General features: G+C 53.5%; 12 protein-coding genes and 1 pseudogene. 3 read left to right on the forward strand and 10 right to left on the reverse strand.

From position 1 onward, the window contains the following. The first annotated feature begins 155 nt into the window (after nucleotides 1–155). The gene (locus ALFI_RS07775; protein WP_014775420.1) at nucleotides 156–1928 is read left to right on the forward strand and encodes a DUF4091 domain-containing protein; all 1773 of its coding nucleotides are present in this window, start codon (nucleotides 156–158) and stop codon (nucleotides 1926–1928) included. Between the two features lie 274 nt (nucleotides 1929–2202). Here ALFI_RS07775 and ALFI_RS07780 read toward each other — a convergent pair. The 7 genes and pseudogenes from ALFI_RS07780 to ALFI_RS07810 form a co-directional block, all read right to left on the reverse strand. Further along, nucleotides 2203–4488: pseudogene (locus ALFI_RS07780) on the reverse strand (GH92 family glycosyl hydrolase). Between the two features lie 34 nt (nucleotides 4489–4522). Then, entirely contained in the window at nucleotides 4523–5524 is a 1002-nt protein-coding gene (locus tag ALFI_RS07785) for a glycoside hydrolase family 5 protein (protein ID WP_014775421.1), read from the reverse strand. Nucleotides 5525–5529: 5 nt separating this feature from the next. Next, the gene (locus ALFI_RS07790) at nucleotides 5530–7830 is read right to left on the reverse strand and encodes a glycoside hydrolase family 3 N-terminal domain-containing protein (RefSeq protein WP_014775422.1); all 2301 of its coding nucleotides are present in this window, start codon (nucleotides 7828–7830) and stop codon (nucleotides 5530–5532) included. After that, a complete protein-coding gene (locus tag ALFI_RS07795; RefSeq protein WP_014775423.1) occupies nucleotides 7827–10733 on the reverse strand; it encodes a GH92 family glycosyl hydrolase in 2907 nt (968 codons plus the stop codon). The genes ALFI_RS07790 and ALFI_RS07795 overlap by 4 nt, the downstream gene beginning before the upstream one ends. A gap of 9 nt (nucleotides 10734–10742) precedes the next feature. After that, a complete protein-coding gene (locus tag ALFI_RS07800; RefSeq protein ID WP_014775424.1) occupies nucleotides 10743–11108 on the reverse strand; it encodes a PKD-like domain-containing protein in 366 nt (121 codons plus the stop codon). Between the two features lie 18 nt (nucleotides 11109–11126). Beyond that, nucleotides 11127–12611, reverse strand: a complete 1485-nt coding sequence (locus tag ALFI_RS07805; protein WP_014775425.1) for a SusD/RagB family nutrient-binding outer membrane lipoprotein — start codon at nucleotides 12609–12611, stop codon at nucleotides 11127–11129. A gap of 321 nt (nucleotides 12612–12932) precedes the next feature. Then, nucleotides 12933–13832, reverse strand: a complete 900-nt coding sequence (locus ALFI_RS07810) for a helix-turn-helix domain-containing protein (protein WP_014775426.1) — start codon at nucleotides 13830–13832, stop codon at nucleotides 12933–12935. 130 nt (nucleotides 13833–13962) lie between these two features. Between ALFI_RS07810 and ALFI_RS07815 the strand changes: the two genes are divergently transcribed. Further along, nucleotides 13963–14739: an MBL fold metallo-hydrolase gene (locus ALFI_RS07815; protein WP_014775427.1), complete on the forward strand. Its 777-nt coding sequence runs from the start codon at nucleotides 13963–13965 to the stop codon at nucleotides 14737–14739. Nucleotides 14740–14971: 232 nt separating this feature from the next. Beyond that, the gene (locus ALFI_RS07820; protein ID WP_014775428.1) at nucleotides 14972–15847 is read left to right on the forward strand and encodes a radical SAM mobile pair protein B; all 876 of its coding nucleotides are present in this window, start codon (nucleotides 14972–14974) and stop codon (nucleotides 15845–15847) included. 2 nt (nucleotides 15848–15849) lie between these two features. Here the strand turns inward: ALFI_RS07820 and ALFI_RS07825 are convergent, their stop codons facing one another. The 3 genes from ALFI_RS07825 to ALFI_RS07835 all read right to left on the reverse strand — a co-directional run bounded on the left by ALFI_RS07825 (nucleotide 15850) and on the right by ALFI_RS07835 (nucleotide 18896). Beyond that, nucleotides 15850–16050, reverse strand: a complete 201-nt coding sequence (locus ALFI_RS07825; RefSeq protein WP_004291639.1) for a helix-turn-helix domain-containing protein — start codon at nucleotides 16048–16050, stop codon at nucleotides 15850–15852. 121 nt (nucleotides 16051–16171) lie between these two features. Next, a complete protein-coding gene (locus ALFI_RS07830; RefSeq protein WP_014775429.1) occupies nucleotides 16172–17701 on the reverse strand; it encodes a mobilization protein in 1530 nt (509 codons plus the stop codon). 331 nt (nucleotides 17702–18032) lie between these two features. Further along, nucleotides 18033–18896: a toprim domain-containing protein gene (locus tag ALFI_RS07835; RefSeq protein ID WP_004291642.1), complete on the reverse strand. Its 864-nt coding sequence runs from the start codon at nucleotides 18894–18896 to the stop codon at nucleotides 18033–18035. Nucleotides 18897–18943 lie beyond the last annotated feature (47 nt).

The raw sequence follows: 18943 nt of genomic DNA on the forward strand, positions 1-18943 counted from the left end.
AAACGTTGCTTTATGCTCCCGATTATCCTGAAAATTGATTAAATTTGATTCGTTATGCGAAAATGGCGCTACCTCGCCGCCGAACACCCCGCCGTGGTCGAACGCCTGCGCGGAGAGCTGCGAAAATTAGGTTTCCGATTTAAAAAATAACTGCCATGACCCTTTCTTACGACAAAATCCTGCGGCGCGCGGCGCTTTGCATGCTGATGCTGCTTATGACGGGCGCCTGCTCCCGGCGCGGCCCCGTGCTCACGTTCCGCGAGGCGGACGATCCTACGGCCGATACGCTCGCCGACTGGTCGGGCGTCGCTTCGGGCCTGCATGCCGCTTGGGGCACGACCGACAAACGTTACGCCCGCTCCGTCGTGCCCTGCGCCGCGGAGTCCGAATGCCGCCTGACGGCATGGCGCGGCGAACGGGTTTCGGCCCAGTTGGTACTGTGGAGCGTCGACAGCGTCGGAGGCGTGGAGTGCCGCATCGGGAAATTCCGCTCGGACGGCGCTTGTCTTCCCGCCGGAATCGCGCAGGCCCGCTTCGTGCGTTACGTGCTCACCGACACGTTCGGTCCGGGCTGCGGCCACCGCAAGGACGGCGATTTCCCTGTTTCGCTCGCGGCCGACATGCTCGACACGCTCGGCCGCTTCGACATGGATGCGCGCACTGCGCGTCCGGTGTGGCTGACCGTCTCCGTGCCGGACGACGCGCCGGCAGGCGTCTACCGCTCCTGCGTCGAAGTGACGGGCTGCGGCGTGAAAAGCCTCGAACTGCCCCTCGAACTCCGCGTGCAGGAGCGGCGTTTGCCCCGCCCTGCGGAGTGGAGTTACCACCTCGACCTCTGGCAGCATCCTGCGGCCGCGGCGCGGGTAATGGGTCTCGCCCTGTGGAGCGACGCGCACTTCGACGCCCTGCGTCCGCTGGTGCGGATGCTCGCCGACGCCGGACAGAAGGTCGTCACGGCGACGCTCAACAAGGACCCGTGGAACCACCAGTGTTTCGACGCCTATGAAGACATGATCCACTGGACCAAGCGCGCTGACGGCACTTGGGTGTACGACTATTCGCTCTTCGACCGCTGGGTCGGACTTTGCGCCGGGGAGGGGATCGACCGGCAGATAAACTGCTATTCGATGCTGCCGTGGAACAACGAACTGCACTATTACGATGCGGCGGCGGACCGCATCGTCGAGGTCCGGGCCAACCCCGGAACGCCCGAATTCGAAGCGATGTGGGGACCGTTCCTCCGGGATTTCGAAGCGCACCTCGACGCGAAAGGATGGCTCGGCAAGTGCTGTGTCGCCATGGACGAGCGCTCGCCCGAAACCATGGATGCGGCGATCGGCCTGCTGCGCAGCGCAGCTCCCGGACTGGGAATCGCCATGGCCGACAACCACGCCAGCTATAAACGCTATGCCGATCTGGACGACGTCTGCGTGCAGATCGACTGCCGCGTGGCTGACGAGGACCTCGCCCGGCGCCGCCGCGACGGACTGCTGACGACCTATTACGTCTGCTGTTCGTCGGCATTCCCCAATACGTTCACCTTCTCCGAGCCGTGGGAAGCGGTCTATATGGCATGGTTTGCCGCGGCGTGCGGCTACGACGGCATGCTGCGCTGGTCGTATAACTCGTGGCCCGCCGACCCCGTGCGCGACTCGCGTTTCACGGCATGGCCTGCGGGCGACACCTACCTCGTCTATCCCGACGCCCGCTCGTCGATCCGCTTCGAGCGGCTGCGGGAGGGGATTCAGGATTACGAGAAGATCCGCATCCTGCGCGGCGAACTGGCCTCGGACAACACTCCCGAAGGCGCCGCAAAACGCGCCGAACTCGAAGCCGCGGTGCGTCCCTTCGAAGCGCACGACCCCGCACGGCCGTGGCCCGACCTGCTCCGCAGGGCCAAGGAGACGCTCGCCCGCCTGAGCGAATAGCTGCGGTGCGTAGACGAATCGGGAGAGGAGCTTGGGGGCCTCTCCCGATTTTTTACCGCTTTGCGGTCTGCGCTGTGCGGCGGAAGAGCCCCTCCCCGTTGTTACTGCCGATATCCGGCCGGATGAGGGCCGTCGTTTCAAATTCAGAAAACGCCTTACGGTTATCCGTAAGGCGTTTTCTGAATTTACATTGTCATGCGGGCGTGCTGGAGTCGTGAATTCGACTTCTCCTCTCCCTCGCGGCGGGGGCATGAAAGAATCCGAATCCGGCATGCTAATTTTTCGGTGCGTCATGATCCGTGAACGGCATCTTTTCGGGATTTGCTCCCCAGTTGCGGTTGGGGCGCGGACCCATTTGCAGGAAGAGCGTTCCGCCCTGCTGCAGCTCTTCGTGTGTGAACCACGGGCGGTCGAGCGGCCTGCCGTTGAGCGTGGCGGACTGGATGTATTTGTTTTGTGCGGATACATCCGGCGCTTTCACCGTAAAGGTTTTACCGCCGCCGAGGTCGATTGTCGATTTTTCGAAGAGCGGGCATCCGATGTCGTAGACCGGGCGTCCGGGCGCTACCGTGTAGAAGCCCATGGCGCTGAGTACGTACCAAGAGGCCATCTCTCCGTAGTCTTCGTCGCCGCAATACCCCAGCGGACCGTCTCCGTACCATACGTCCATAATCTGACGGACCCGGCGCTGGGTCATCCATGGCTGTCCCGCGTAGTTGTAGAGGTAGGGAATGTGTCATGTAATCTCGTTGCCGTGGGAGTACATGCCGATCCACCCCGTCATGTCGGGGTATTGTTTCAGAAAATCGTATTTCTGATAGAGGGGGACGTTGGTTTCGAACATTGTCTGGAGCTTGTCCGTGAATTTCTCCCGGCCGCCCATCAGGCCGATCAGCCCTTCCACGTCATGGGGGACGTACCACGTGTAGTTCCAGCCGTTGTTTTCGGTGTAGAACTCCCGTCTGCCCTGTCCTCCCGACCAGATCGGATCGAAAGGTTCGATCCAGCGGCCGTCAGCCGTCTTGGGGCGCATGAATCCCGTCGCGGTATCGAAGACGTTCTGATAATTGAGCGCCCGTTTCAGGTAGTATTGGTAATCCTCTTCCTTGTTCAGCTCTTTGGCCAAGATGCTCATGCACCAGTCGTCGTAACAGTTTTCGAGGGTGATGGCCACCGATTGCCGCCCGAATCCTACCTCTTTGACCCATTCCGGCTGGTCGGAGGGCTTGGCCGGGAAGAATCCCTTCTCCCAGTACACCTTGTCGAGTTCGGTTCCCCGCCAGTCGTTCGTGCTGGGGCGCGAGAGCATGGTCGCTTCTTTGGAGTTGCGTTTCATCGCTTCGTAGGCGGTTTCGATGTCGAAATCGCGGTATCCCTTCATGTAGGCGTCGGTGATCGTCGCCGTTTCGTGGCGGCCGATCATATTGCGGAACCCTCCGCTGTTGACCAACCAGTCGCCCTCCTGCTGCATCCGGACGTAGGAGCGCATCAGGTCGTTCTGGATTTCAGGCTCAATCAACAGGCATAACGGGAAGAGCGAGTGGTGCGATCCCCAGTTGGAGCCGACCTTGTAGAAGTTATGGCCGCCGGTTTCATGCACCTGTTTGTCGAACCGGCTGTAATAGCGTCCTCCCTGTTCGGTCAGGTCGATGGATTGGCTGCCCAGCATCACGCGGTAGAGCGCCGTATAGAAAATGGTTTTCTGCCGCTGCGTGCCTCCTTCGACTCTGATTCTGCCCAAAGCGTCGTTCCAGATTTTCCGGGCGTCGTTTTTCGTTTTTTCGAAGTCCCAATCCGGAATTTCCGCCGTCAGGTTTTTCTTTGCCTGCTCCATGCTGATGAATGACACTCCGATTTTGACCATGATCTCCTCATCGCGGGATGTCCTGAATGAAACGCAGGCGCCGATGCGCTCGCCCTCCTGAAAGTCCTTTTCGCTTTTCGACGAATCGTTCCAAGTAATGGCCGAGCTGAACGGTTTGCTGAACTCTGCGTAGTAATAGGCCGTCTGGGTGCTGTCCACCGTCTCGGTGGATTCGATGCAGTTCTGCCCGGCGATTCGAATCGTCCGGTTGTTGTTGATCAGGATATTGGCCTGCTCCGACTGCGGGAAGCGGAACTTGTAGAATGAAGCGTGTTGCGAGACGGTCATCGCCGCGTCGATGTCGTAATCTTCGAGCAGCAACCGGGTGTAATAGGGGGTTACGGTCTCGAAGTCGTGATCGAAACCGGATGCGTATTCTTCCGCTTCGACTGCGGGCGTGCCCGTCGTGGCCATGATCTCTGCGAGCGGCTTGGTGGCGTAACGGGGCAGCGCGCGGATCGAGAAGCCGGAGATCCGGTCGGCCAGATATCTGTCAGCCAGCGGCGGATAGGGATTCTGCCCGACCTGCACCATGCCGTGGGGCAGCTGGGTCATCGAGTTGGTGGCAACGAGCAGGTGGCCGATCGTTCCCGTGTTGGGATTGACGTAATCGACAGGCTCTTTTCGGGCCGATTCCACGCACGAGACCAGACCGGCGAGAAGAATTGCAAGACAATATGAAAAGAGTGGTTTCATAAATGGTGGTTTTAGTTGAGTTCAGGTCTTGGGCTTAGGGCCTTTTTTCCCGGATCCGGTCCCGGATAAACTGGCCGTAGGGCTGTTTGACGTTGGTGAACCGGCATGCCGCGCAGCTGCCCGGAACGAGATTGTCCGCCGTGCCTTCGCCGTCCGAGAAGTTCCATGTCGCCCAGCTGACTCTCTGCTTGCCCGGATTGTCGCCGTCCATGATTTGTATCCATCGCTGCGAGGAGTCCAGATCGTATTTTCCCGAACCGTTGTACTCGCAGGTGCCCCATTCGGTCACGAATACGGGCAGACGGTCGAGGTAGTTTTGCAGGTTGTCGTAGTTGTAGTGCGAAGCGGCGTAAAAGTGGTAGGTGTAGAGGATGTTTTTGTACGTGAGCGGGTCTTTTACCACGTCGGTGAAGTCTGCGCTCCACTTGGGCGTGCCGCAGATCACCACGGCATTCGGAGAGTTGGCCCGGATGATCGGAATGACCCGTTCTGCGTAGCGTTTGACCACGGCCCACGTCACCTCGTCGCCGTTGGGTTCGTTGCAGATTTCATACAGCACATGGGGTTTGCCGGCGAATTTTTTGGACGCCCATGCGAAGAAATCGTCCGCAGTGTCGTATTTGGGATCGTTCGGATCGCCCGGATGGAGTACGTGCCAGTCGATGATGCAGTACATGCCGTATTTTTCGCAGTAACCGACCAGCGTCTCGATTTTGTTGCGGAACTTGAGCGGATCGGTGTTGTAGCCGTTCTCCTCGGCGTAGAGCGCGAGCCGGACGACGTCGCACTGCCACTCTTCGGCCAGCGACCGGTAAGCCTCCTCGGTCTGGCATTTGCCGAACCATTGAAGTCCGTGCGTACTCATGCCCCGGAGTTGTAACGCTTTGCCGTTTTGGGCGCATAATTGGATGCCGGAGACTTTCAGGGCGCCGTATTTTTCGACGGGGGTGTTGCCCGACTGCCCGTCTTCATTGTTCGGGGAGCAGGAGAATGCGGCTGTCAACGCTATCAGTGACAGCAGTTTGTAGTTTTTCATGGGAATTATTCGATGTTTAGGTTAATATTGAGTAAATCCTTTTCCAAGGACGATCCGCCGACCATGATTTTGTAGTCTCCCGCTTCGACGACCCAATCCATGTCGTTGTTATAGAAGGCCAGTTTCGAGGCCTGTAATGTAAAATCGACCGTTTTCGTCTCGCCCTTGGCCAGTTTGACCCGGCGGAAATCCTTCAGCTCCATGACCGGCCGCGTCACGCTGCTGTACAGGTCGCGGATGTAGAGTTGTACGATCTCCTCCCCGTCCCGGTCTCCGCAGTTTTTCACGTCTACGCTCACCGTGACCTTGCCGTCGCCGGGAATCTTGTCCTGAGACAGCCTGAGGTTGGAGTAGGCGTAGCGGGTGTAGCTCAACCCGTAGCCGAACGGGAAAAGCGGCGTGCTTTCGCCGATGGCATAGGGGTGGAAGTACATCGACGGTTTGTGGTTGTATACCATTTGTAGTTGTCCTACGTGGCGGGGAATGGTTACGGGGAGCTTGCCGCTGGGATTCGCTTTGCCGTAAATGATCTCCGCTACCGCCCGGCCGCCGAAGCTGCCCGGCTCCCAAGCCTCGATCAGCGCCGCGGCGTGTCGGACGATCCATTCCACGCCCAGTTGGCGGCCGTTGATCAACACCACGATGATGGGAGTTCCCGTTTCGATAATACGCTGGGCGAGTTGCTGGCTGAGTCCCGCCAGCGCGATGTCCGACCGGTCGCAATCCTCGCCGCAGGTCTTGTCGTCCCAGTTGTTGCGCAGCGAATGTTCGCCGATTACGACGATGGCCAGATCCGATTTCCGCGCGGCCGAGACGGCTTCGTCCACTTTGGACCGGCTCATTCTGCGGATGTTCCACCCTTGGTCGATAAAGGTGAATTTCGAGGCCGGCGACTGCTCTTCGAGTCCTTCCAGAATGGTCGTCACGTTCTCTTCGGGCTGGGGCAGGGCCCAGTCGCCCAAGATGGTCTGGTTGTCGGCGTTGGTTCCGGTTACCAAAACCCGCATGGCTTTGGACGCGTCGAGCGGGAGAATCCCGTCGTTGGTCAGCAGTACGACGGATTTGACGGCCGCCTCGTAGGCGGTGGCCCGGTGTTTCTCGGTAAAGACGCTTTTTGAGGTCTGCTCCGTGTCGGTGTAGGGATTCTCGAACAGCCCCAGTTTGAACTTCGCGGTCAGGATTTTCAGGCAGGCGCGGTTGACGGCGCTCTCGGACACTGCGCCCTCTTTGACCAGTTCGATCACCTTTTCGTAGAACTGGGGACCGTGCATGTGCATATCCATGCTCGCATTTACCGACTGCCGGAAGGCGTCCTTGTTGTCGGTCGCCGTGCGGTGCAGGTCGTGAATATGTTCGACGTCCATCCAGTCGCTGACGATGAAACCTTCGAATCCCCACTCTCCGCGCACCACGTCCTCCATCAGCCAGCGGTTCGAGTGGCACGGAATGCCGTTCAGCTCATTGTGTGCCGTCATCATCGAGTAGGCTCCGGCGTCGATGCCCGCTTTGAACGGGGGGAAGAATATTTCCCGTATCGTGCGCTCCGAGAGGTCCGTGGGCGAACCGTTGGTTCCGTTGACGGGCTGGCTGCCTCCCACGAAGTGTTTCACGCAGGAGAGCACGCGCCCCGGTTCGGAAAAGTCCCGGCCCTGATAGCCCCGGACCGATGCTGCGCCCATTACGGATACCAGATAGGGGTCTTCGCCGAAAGTTTCGCCCACGCGGCCCCAGCGCGGGTCTCTGGCGACCTCTACGTTGGGGTTGAAGGTCCATTGCGACCCGGTGGCGCGCATCTCGGCGGCCGTCTCCTCGCAAATCCGCTCTACGAGTTCGGGGTCGAACGTCGATGCTTGTCCGATACTGGTCGGGTAGACGGTGCATCCGGCGACCTGCGCGTTGCCGTGAATGGCGTCGATTCCGATGAGCAGCGGGATTTGCAGCGGGCTTTGGCTTGCGAGTCGCTGGAGATAATTGGCCTCCTCGGCCGTCAGCACATGCAGGAAGGAGCCGATCTTGCCGTCGCGGGTCATCTGCTCGACGTCGGCCGTGGTGATGCCCGGATAGAATCCTCGCGCCGTGTTGTTGTGCAGCTCCTCTTCCGTCAGCTCTTTTTCCGCCGATTTCATATGCTCCAGACCTACCCACTGGCACATCTGGGCCACCTTCTGTTCGAGGGTCATACGGCTCGTCAGGTCTTCGGCCCGCTTCTCCGCCGGCTGGGCGGGGTCCTTGTAAAGCGGGGCGTCTCCGCCCGAACAGCCTGCCAGCGCAAGCAGCGGGATGATAAAAATGATCGGGTTTTTCATAGATCGGTTGTTTTTTCAGGTATTCGATTGATGGGATAGTATTTGCTCCGGACTTCGGTCCCGGAGATGGTGATCACTCTTATGCCGGACGGGGTGTGGCAGAGCGGTTTGCCCGTCGCGGCCGTCGTCGTCATTTCTATGCCGTTGTAATTGCCCTGCGCTTCTCCGTGCAGGTGTCCCGCGTAGACGGCTTTCAGGCCGCCCCGTTCGAACAGCTCGAAATAGCTGTGTCTTTGACTCCTGCCGATTACGGGATAGCCGTCCGTTTCGTCTATTTCGTGCAGGAAAAAGGGGTGGTGGGTGAAAAGGATCTTGACCTTTGCGTCCGATTTTCCGAGCTGCTCTTCGAGCCATGCTTTCTGGGCGGGTTCCTGCTCCGGATCGCAGTGCTTGATGTACGAGGAGTTGATGCCCAGCAGCAGATTCCCTTTCAGCGCGAGCGCAAAGCGGTCGGCGCCGTAATGCTCTTTGAAAACGGTGCAGTCGACCTTGTCGCCGGAGATCTTCTGGTCGTGGTTGCCGGGAAGACAGACGACCTTGATCTGTTTGTCCACCCCGGAGATGACCGAGTCGAACGCCCTCCACTGCTCCGCATCGTCATACCGGTTGACCAGATCGCCGGTCACTACGACCAGATCGGGTTTCAGCCGGTTGATTCGCCGTACGGCTTCGCCGCATGCTTCGATTTCGCGGGTCATCTCCCTGTTGTCGCTCCAGTAACCGAACTGGGGGTCGGATAACTGTACGATCACCGTCTTCCCGCCTTCGGGCTTCACCCCCGATTCGAACGGGTTGGGGACGCTGCTCATGGTGAGAACTATGTGCGCTCCGTCTGCGATTTCGCCGTGACGGAGCCACGCTCTGCCGAGGGAGCGGCCGTTGAGCGTGACGGAGCCGATATAACGGTTCTCCCTGCTCAACCCTTTGGCCTCGATGACGATGCGGGCGCCGCGTTCCGTCGTCAGTACGGAGCGTTCGAATTGCGGACTGACGAGGTAATAGAGATCCTGCCCCGCATTGGGAAAGAGACCCACCGAGGTGAAGACGTACCACGCCCCCATCGCGCCGCTGTCCTCGTTGCCGGGATAGCCGCGCTCCAGCGAGAACTGGGTGTCCCTGATCTGCGCAACGTACTTTGAGGTCAGATCGGCCCGCGAGCAGTGGGTGAAGATATACGGAGCGAGGAATCCGGGCTCGTTGTTCAGGTCGATCAGTTTGCGGCTGAACCCGTGTTCCAGTCTTTCGACCGTCCGGCGCGGTCCTCCGCAAAGCTCGGCGAGCCGGTCGAACTGATGGGGCGCGAAAAGCGAGTAAACCCATGAATTTCCCTCGTAGAAATATTCCACCCACGAGCCGTATGTTTTTTTCGGGTCTATGGAAATCCATTGGCCGTTTTCCTTCCGGGGGGCGACAAACCCTTTGAAGCCGTCGCTTTCCAGCGAGGTGTCGAACAGCTTTTCCCAGCTGCAGGACCTTTGCGAAAGCATCCGGGCCGTTTCATGGTCGCCCATGCCTTCCGCCATGAGCGAAGCGCAATAGTCGTTGTAGGCGTATTCGAGCGCGGCGCTGCAACTCATCGGCGATCCGGTTTCGGGTTGCCATCCCAGTCTGAGGTATTCGTGTGACCGGGTGTTGAGCGCATGGAATCGGACGATGCGGTATGCCCGCGTCCAGTCCACTCCCTCGACGCCTTTGAGCCATGCGTCCACGATGACGTTGTCCACGTCGTCGCCGCCCTGTTTGGCTTCCCATTCCAGCGAACTCGTGTAGGTCGGCTGACATGCCCCGGTGCGTTCGAAGCGTTCGATGAAGGAGTTGATGCTCCGCGCCACGTAACTCTCGTTGAGGAGTGTCATCAGCGGATATTTTGTCCGCCACGTGTCCCATATGCAGTAGTGGTCGTCCATGTGCGGCGTGTCGGAATCGGTATGGGGGTTGTCGCCGGTGCGGTCGCGGGCCATCAGAAAACTGTGGTACAGCGCCGTGTAGAAGATTTTCTTCGCGGTTTCCGATTCCGTGTCGATCTGAATCGAGTTCAGGCGTCTGTTCCACGTTTCGCGCGCCGCGGCTTTTACTTTTTCGAAATCGTGGCCCGGAATCTGCTCGGCGAGGAATTTGCGGGCGTTGGACTCGCTGCGCAGCGATACTGCGATCTTCAGCAGTACTGTGCCCGGCGCATCGAACGGAGGAAGTGCGATTCTGGCGTACAGTTTCCCGTCGCCGTCGTCTGTGACGGCCACCGAGCGCGGCGCCCGGTCCAGCGCCGCGGCGAAATAGACTTTGTAGGGCGCTCCGCTTCCGAATCCTCCGCGGTAGCTTCCCCACCCGCCGATGATTCCGGTTTCGGGGTCGTATGAGATCGCTCCGCCGAGAAATCTGCCGCCGATTTCGGGTTTGATATGCTGGGGAATGTTGTGGGCGATGTCGAGCAGGATGTTGGCGTCTTCCGCAGCGGGAAAGCTGAACCGGTAGATCGCGGCGTTGTGGGTCGGTGCCAGCTCCGTGCGGATGCCGTATCTGTCCAGAGTGACCGCGTAATAGTACGGCAAGGCGGACTCTCCCGATTTGGGAGAGTCGTGGCCTTGTTCGTCCGCTGAAAATCCGACCTGCGGCGAGAGCAGTATCTGTCCGTAACGCCCCCATCCCGTTCCGCTTACATGGAGCTGCCCGAAACCGCGGATCGGTTGCAACGGATCATATCCGTCGTTCCCGCCTCCGGGCGTTTGCGGGGAGGGATTGACCGACCCGTGGGGCAGCTGGGGACCTATCACGCAATTGCTCTCGCCGCGGTTCCCCATAAACATGTCCACGTAATCGACTGGCTGTACCTGCGCCGAAGCCGTATGCACGGCAAGAGCCATGCATACGGGGATCAGCGATCGGATGCGGATTTTCATTTTCATGGGGTCTTATCAGTCTGTCTCGGCGGTTACCTCGATGTTGGCGCTGCGGCTCGTCTTGTGATACGCGGTGCTGACTTCGAGACGGAGTTTGTAGCTGCCCGGTTCGTTGAACGTGCGGGAGAACTGCGTTCCCTCCCCGACTTTGACGTCGTCCAGATACCATACGCCCGTCGTGTATTGCGAGGGTGCGAACTGGAGGGTTATGGTCAGGTCTTCCCCTGCCGTGACATTGTATACGGCGGGATTGCCCGAAGGCCACTGTCCAAGGATCGTGGGGAACGTTTCCTCGGAGATGGTCGGGTCGGAGTGCTCTTTTTCGCAGGAAATTATTATCAGCGGCAGAGCCAGCAGCATCAATAACGCTATTTTTTTCATCGTTCTCTTTTTATTATTTTAATAAGTACTGTTTTTGTCCCACCATACCGGCTTGGTCCAGTCGTCCCTGCCTCCGAGCCGTTCGATGGCTTCCTGATAATTGACCGCATTGTAAAGGCTTTCGGAGATCGGATAACTCAGCCGGCGCGGCATCTTCCCGTCCTTCGCGTCGCGGGTGTAGGCGTTGGACGGCGGGGTGAGTTTGGGGAATCCGGAGCGTCGCCAGTTGGCGAAAGCTTCGAACGGATTGGTCAGGTGAAGGATCCACAGCTGCATGTTGATCTGCTCCACTTCCGTTCCGGCCGTCAGCGGATTGGCGGCCAGATAGCTGTCGATCTCCGACTGGGGAATGGCCAGCGCCTTTTCGTCGTATATTTTCAGGAATCTGATGGCTTCGTTTACGCCTGTATTGTAAAGATCCTCCGGAGTTTCGGCGATTGCGGCGATGTTCCAGCGCACCTTGGCTTCGGCCAGCAGGAAGCAGGTCTCGGCGTAGGTCATGGCGATGCCGGGGGTGTTGGTTTTCAGGAATGCGTTGTTGAGCTGGGGATGGCAGCTTCCTCCCTGCACGGCTACCGATTCATTGTAGGCCTCCTTGATCGTGCTGCTGGACGCCATCAGCCAAGGCCAGCTGTCGTACCATGCGCGCCCTTTGGGAACGGGTACGAAGTAGCGAGTCGTTCCCGAACCCGAAACCTGCTTGTTGTACAATTCGTCGGTCAGGTCGATGCGTTTGAACGGCTGTTTCTGGGCGTGGGGGTCGTCATGGTAGTAGAGCCGGCTGATTACGAAGGTGCGCGGGTCCTTTTTGCTCGATTTGGCGTATTCCGGCTTCCAGTTGCTGCCGAGTTTCTTGCCGTCCTCGAAGTTGATGTTGTCGTTGGATTCGGCGCGGCCGTACCACATGTAGTTGAAAAGGGTCTCGCACAGGAACGGCGAGGGCGAGTTGTCTACCGACTGCCATATCTGGGCCAATGCGTTGCGGCGGTACTCTCCGTGTCCGGTGTCGTAAATGTCCGAAAAAGAGTTGAACATGGCGATGTCGCCGCTGGTCATCACGCCGCCGACGTTGTTTATGGCCGCTTCCGCCTGCGTGCGGGCCGTATTGGCGTCGGCCTGAACCAAGCGCAAGGCCAAACGGAGTCGCAGGGAGTTGCCGAACCGGCGCCATTTCTGATAGTCGCCCTTGAAGATCAGGTCGCCGTCCGCACTGCCGCCGTCGGCGCTGAGGGCTTTGACGGCCTCGTCGAGTTCGTTGAAGAAGTCGTTGTAGATATCCTGCTGCTTGTCGTATTTCGGGTAGTAGTCTTTGCTGAAATAGGCGGTGCCGGCAGCGAAGTAGGGTATGTCGCCGTATACGTCGGTGAGAATCGAGAAAAGGTATACCTTGAAGATACGGGCGATGGCGTTGAGGTTGGCGTAGCCGGCATCACCGTCCGTCCGGCTCACCAGATCGACGATGTTCTTGATCTGGTTCTGGTACATGAAGTTCCACAGACTCATAATCTGGAGGTCCCTGGTTTAAGCCCAGGCTGGTCTACATTGAAAATCAAGCACTTACAGAGTTTCTGTAGGTGCTTTTTCTTTTACAGGTGACCTTCAGGTGACCTTTTTGAAGCGAAACTCTGCAAGAGTGACCTTTTGAAATTGCATGGGATTGCAGAGAATTTTTATAGATTTTTATTCTATGGTGAACTTGACACTGCGGAATGTGATGCACATTTTAGGCTGAAATAGGATTTCCCACTAAGCATATTTGTAAGTCGTTGAAAACATCTTTGGTATGGGAATGGCCAATCTGCAAGCTTTCCAGTCTGTCCGTTTTCATTCGTATATTCCATTTTGGTAGTCGCGCAAATATTGCGTAAAAGTCTTTCCTGTTTCACGTTTAAAGAAACGCATCAGATGACTCGGGTCGGAGAAATGAAACTCTTCGGCCAGCTGGTTCACGTTTCGGTTAGCAAACAGTAACTCATTCTTCAATTCTTCCAACAGACGCTGCTTGAGCAGATGATTGGCAGATACACCGAATTGACTCATCACGGAACTGTTTAACGTAATACGGCTCACACGGAGCATATCCGCATATTCCTGCACCCGCTGTTTCGTACGGATATTCTTTTCCAGCAAGTCCTTAAACTGGAATGCGTAATTGTTTTTAGGTACATCAATCGGTAAATGATAAGTGGCGGCATACGCCCGGTTGATAATAACCAATAAGTAGTAAAGCACAGATACAATGAGATTATAAGTATCGGCAACAGGATGCAGAAGCTCCTGCTTTATGATTCCTAAAAGACGAATATACTCCGCCATGCTTTCTGGCGAAGCAAACAGATAGGGAGGCGTGTCGGTCTGATAATAATATAGCAAGCGATACACAAAAAACTTGTCCGCTATGAATGTACGCATAAAATCCTCGCGGAATATAAGAAAAGAGTAATCTAGTTCTGCTTCATCCACGTGCCATTCCTGCTGCTGATGCGGCGAGAGGAGCAATACCATATTGGCATGCAATTCAAATTTGCGGAAATTCAGCAGCAGATACCCATTGGCCTTACGAAAAAAATAGAAGCTAAAAAAATCTGTTTTAAACACCTGATTTTCCGTCAGTACACCACATACATCGCTACTGTAGCCTGAGTTGATATAAAAGTCCACACCACAGCGTGTCTTGCTAAAAGGAACGCTGACCAGACGTTCGGGGTTGACGATTTTATCCATAGATTTCGTTTTTTGGGGCAAATATACTATTTTTTATTTATCAAAATGGCATATATTCCTGTTTTTAAGGCATAATGCATCCGATTTTTTTTACCGAACTTTGCGGCTATAATCAATACAATAAATTATGATGGAAGAAATAGTAACAATTCGATTGATCCGTAATGCAACATTGCGAATCCATTATGCTGGAAAAGAGATACTTGTTGACCCCATGCTTGCCGGAAAAGGCACTTTACAGTCGGCTCTAGGTGTGTATAAGACCCCAAGAGTACACCTCACGATGCCGATGAATGAAATTGCGGACGGTCTGGATATGGTATTGTTGACACACAACCATATTGACCATTACGACCCGACAGTGAAACAGCATTTAGCGAAGAACATCCTGTTCCTGACACAACCGCAAGATAAAGAGAGTATTACACAGGATGGTTTTACAAATGTAGAAAGCATTGAAAAAGATAAAGCTATTGGAAATTTAACCATTCATCGCATCCAAGGACACCATGGCTTCGGAAAGATTGGAGAAATGATGGGGCCAGTATCAGGCTATGTACTTACTGCACACGGTTTCCCTACTATTTATATAATGAGTGACTGTAAATGGGAAGACTGTATCCGTCAGGCCATTGAACAATTTTCTCCAGATTACATCATAGTGAACAGTGGAGGTGCAATTTTTCCTGAATTTTCTCAAACAGAAGGTTCTATCATTCCAGATGAGCAAGAAGTTATGACAATGCTCGATGAACTTCCCGCCCACATCAAACTAATAGCAGTCCACATGGAAGCTACCGATCATGGGCAGACTACACGCGCAATTCTGCGTAACGAAGCCATGCATCACAAAATAGAAATGAGTCGCCTGATTATTCCAGAAGATGGAGAAACAATAATATTATGAGCGACTTCTCTGATTGGGAAACAGCCTGAAAAGAGGGTTACGAATGGATTGTTATAGGAACGGAAACAGGCAAAAGGAAAGGGAAAGTAGATGCCAATCCTGAATGAGTACGTCATATTGTAGAACAGGCGAAAAGAAATTATATTTTGGTATTTATGAAAGAATACCTTTTGCCTATAATGGGAGAATACCGAATGATTCAAGAACTACCGAAACAATTTATAGAAAAAATATGGAAAAGGAAATAATCAGAGAAATAGATGTACAGAATGTCATGACTAAATCCTCATTACCAGTAGGGGGCTTCTCTGTCAATCCTTATGTAGGTTGTCCTCATGCTTGTAAGTACTGCTATGCTTCATTCATGAAACGTTTTACAGGGCATACAGAGCCTTGGGGTACGTTTCTGGATGTAAAGCATTGGAAACCTATTGATAATCCGCATAAATATGATGGACAACGGATTGTTATCGGTTCTGTAACAGACGGATACCATCCGTATGAAGAAGATTTTTGCAGAACCCGTAAACTGCTGGAAGAGTTAAAAGGCACTAATGCTGAAATCATGATTTGTACTAAGTCAGATTTGGTTTTGCGTGATCTTGATTTACTTAAAGGCTTTCAGAAAGTGACAGTATCTTGGTCAGTTAACACACTCGATGAACAGTTCAGATGTGATATGGATCGTGCCGTAAGCATTGAGCGAAGACTTAAAGCCATGAAACAGATCTATAATGCAGGCATACGCACCGTGTGTTTTATTTCACCGATTTTTCCAGGAATTACAGATGTGAAAGCTATCGTTAATCGGGTAAAAGATTATGCAGATTTGATATGGCTGGAAAATCTAAATCTTCGTGGACAATTTAAGAGAGACATCATGGGGTATATACGGGAAAAGCATCCGGAGCTTGTAGCCTTGTATGATGATACCTACAACAAGAAACGAAAAGATTACTGGCAGGTCTTGGAACAGGAAGTAGCTGCGTTTGCTCAAGCGGAAGGTTATCCTTATCGTATAAACGATTTACCATACGGGCGTTCTCAAAAAGGAAAACCTGTTATAGTAAACTATTTCTATCATGAAAAAATTAGGCTAAAAAAATAGGATCATTTGATTGATTTGATAAATTTACTGATAGCCTGTCTTGTCATTTGTTTGAAAAAACGCATCAGGTGGTTAGGCTCAAAGAAATGCAAACGATAAGCCGTCTCTTTAACTGACAATCTAGAAAACAAGAGATCGCTTTTTCCCTCTTGCAATAGACGCTGTTTCAGCAAAAGAGCGGAAGATAAGTCAAATTCACGCATAACGGTAGTGTAAACTGAACTGTATCACGGCTCTGTTTACACTACCGAATTTCTCCATGATTGAAAGTATTCCTCCAAAAGGAGTGAGTTTCTCTGATTTAATTGCCATGTCATATAGTTCTTATCTACGTATTCCTACCTGATTTTGTTCTATTTTCCAATCATAAGCCCCATTAGCGACATCAGCAACCTCCTTGTAGGTCTGCCGATGTTTTATTTTATCAAAAGACTGTCGGCTGTCCGCATAGTCGCAAAGCCATCTTCCGATTGTTTGCTGCTGCTCTTTGGTCTTGCCATAGCTCTGCATCACGCTCTTGATGTCAGCAGCTTCATCACTGCCAAAGATAGACTTGTATTTGTCCGTGCTGTAGTGAATAATTGCATCAATGGCACGTTTGAATACCTCACTGGCAGCATAGAGCATATCGGCAATAATAGCAAAAACCAGCTTGCGTGAATTCAACTCACCTTGCAATCGGCTGATGGTCTTGTCTTTCTCCGCATTGGCAAGTCTGACCGCATTATTGATGCGCAGTTGCACATTTTCGTTTAGACTGTTAAGTTCTTTAATAGCCTTGTCACGTTCTGAAGCAATAGAACAACTTTGCGCAATGACATTATCACGTTGCGCTTCGGCTTTCTGCTTTTCCAAAGCCAGTTCCTTTGTCTGCTTCTCCACCTCTTTGATGACAGTCGGCCTAAACGCCTTTTTAAGGCGATCATATTCCTGTGCGAGCAGCTTGTACTCCATTTCAAGAGTGGCAGTCTTACCAATACCGACCAGACTGCCGACACTATCCAAGATACCGTCCACCATGTTTCTGCGGATTGCATCACGCTTTTTCTGCTTGTCGGCTATCTCGCTGTCAAGTGCCGCACTCCGTTCAGATTTAGCCTTATTCTCAACCTCTATGGAGTTGCGCTCGGCTTCGGCTTTCGCTTTGGCGGTGACAGCTTTTTCCTTTTCTGCTTTAGCTTGCTCCGCTTCCTGCTTCTGCTTGGCTATGATGAAGTCCGTCCTTTCCAAATGCTTCTTACCTGTAAGATCTTTTGATATACCCCTTTCCATCTCTAAGCACTCAGCCAAAAGCGTCTGCATCTCGCCCATGCATTTCTCGTCCAGTTTGCAGGATTTTCCAGTATCGTGGTTCATCCAATCCCATACGATATGGGCGTGAAGATTGGGCATCCATGTGGCGGTATCTCCGAGATTGCCGTAATGCCCCTCGTCACGGTGGATGAAGATTTGCAAAGCTGTGATACCCCAATGCTCCTTACACTCCTCACAAAAATGCTGCAACTGCTCCAACGTGGTATCATCTTTGATTACCACGACACCCTCTTTGAGTGGGGTGCTGCCACGCACGATAGTCACCTTGCCCGTCTTCTTGTTCATTCGTTCACGGTCTTTGGTCTGCATTTTCCGACCAGTCTTTTCCTTGACCATTTGGGCAATCTGATTGTAGCGGTCAGTTAATGAGCTGTTGCCCAATTCAGGTGCTACCCATACTTCGTTTGAAGCCATAAGGTCAGTACGGACATAAAGCCTCTCTTTGTTGATATGAGCGAGGTATTCTGCTGTTCTTTTGTTATGTGCCTCACTACTACCAATGTTACAGGGTTTGATATTAATGGATGTTTTCTGTGCCATTTTACTTATGCTTTTAGAGATTTATATTAAAAAGGGTTATTAGGGCAAAGCCTTAATCGGAGGGTGCAGGGAGAGGGTCACTTCCTGCTCGGGGTTTTCAGGGGTGAAGCCTCTGAACGGAGTTTCCAAAGAGAGGGTCACTCTTTGGTCGGATTGCATAGGACTGACAGTCCTTGCCGGGTTCTTAGGGCAGCGTCCTAAGTGGGACGGGGCAACGCCCAGCCACTCGGGAGAGCCCACAACTTCGGGAGCAAAGTGGAGAAGTTATAATGGGCTATATCAGGGCAAGCCCTGTCATGTACGCCACACCTCTTTGCCTCCAGCCGCCAAGTCAGAATTTGTTTCTTCCCTTTTGTTGGAATGCCATGCTTTTGTTCATCAGATACTCGTTGAGATCTTTGTATTCTTCATACTCATTTGAGGCATCAGTACACTTGTCTCCCAATGCTTTCATTATCTGCCAGGTAGCCATTCTGCCAGTTTTGTCATTATCCAAGTGGCAGCATATTTGAGAATACTTATTGAGCATGGAGAGAGCACTCGGGATGTTTACAATGGAGTTGAGTACCACCGCATCACATTCGCCATGTAGTATGAGATAGGAGAGATAGTCCACGAATCCCTCGAATATGTGACAAGCTGTTTCGTGGTTCCTTATCGTAGTGATTGCTTTCGGAGCAATACATCCCTTGAAGTATGGATTCCGAAGTTCATAGCCACCAGCATCATTCTTGAAGCCAATAGCAAAATATCGCTTGCCAGCACTTTTGTAGTGTATTTCCACGCACTGCCTTTTGGCTGTAATAGAACCAATTCCCCTTCCCAAGAGGTATTGTAGCAAAGCAGGATGAGCCAGTTCTTTTACCTCAATATCTTCAAACGAAGTGTGCTTTTGTGGGCAAGTAGATTGAATTGGTATTGTGGGTAGAATGATTGAACGCCCCATCATGTGCAATACTTCTGAAATGTTTTGCGTGTGGTATAGTTGCATCGCCAAATCAATGATGTTACCTCCTTTGCCCAGTGCAAAGTCATACCACACGTTTTTGGTTAAATCCACCTTAAATGATGCGGTTTTCTCCGTATGTAGTGGCGATAAGTACCACCACTTATTTCCTTTTCTGTTTATTGGTTCATATCCCTTGCTTGCAAGGAAGTTGGATATTTGGATTGCCTTTATTTCTTGTATAGTCATAATGTGAGTGATTTGTTGAAATGTTGAGTTGTTGAGAGAATGGGCTG

The organism is Alistipes finegoldii DSM 17242 (assembly GCF_000265365.1).
Taxonomy (GTDB): Bacteria; Bacteroidota; Bacteroidia; order Bacteroidales; family Rikenellaceae; genus Alistipes; species Alistipes finegoldii.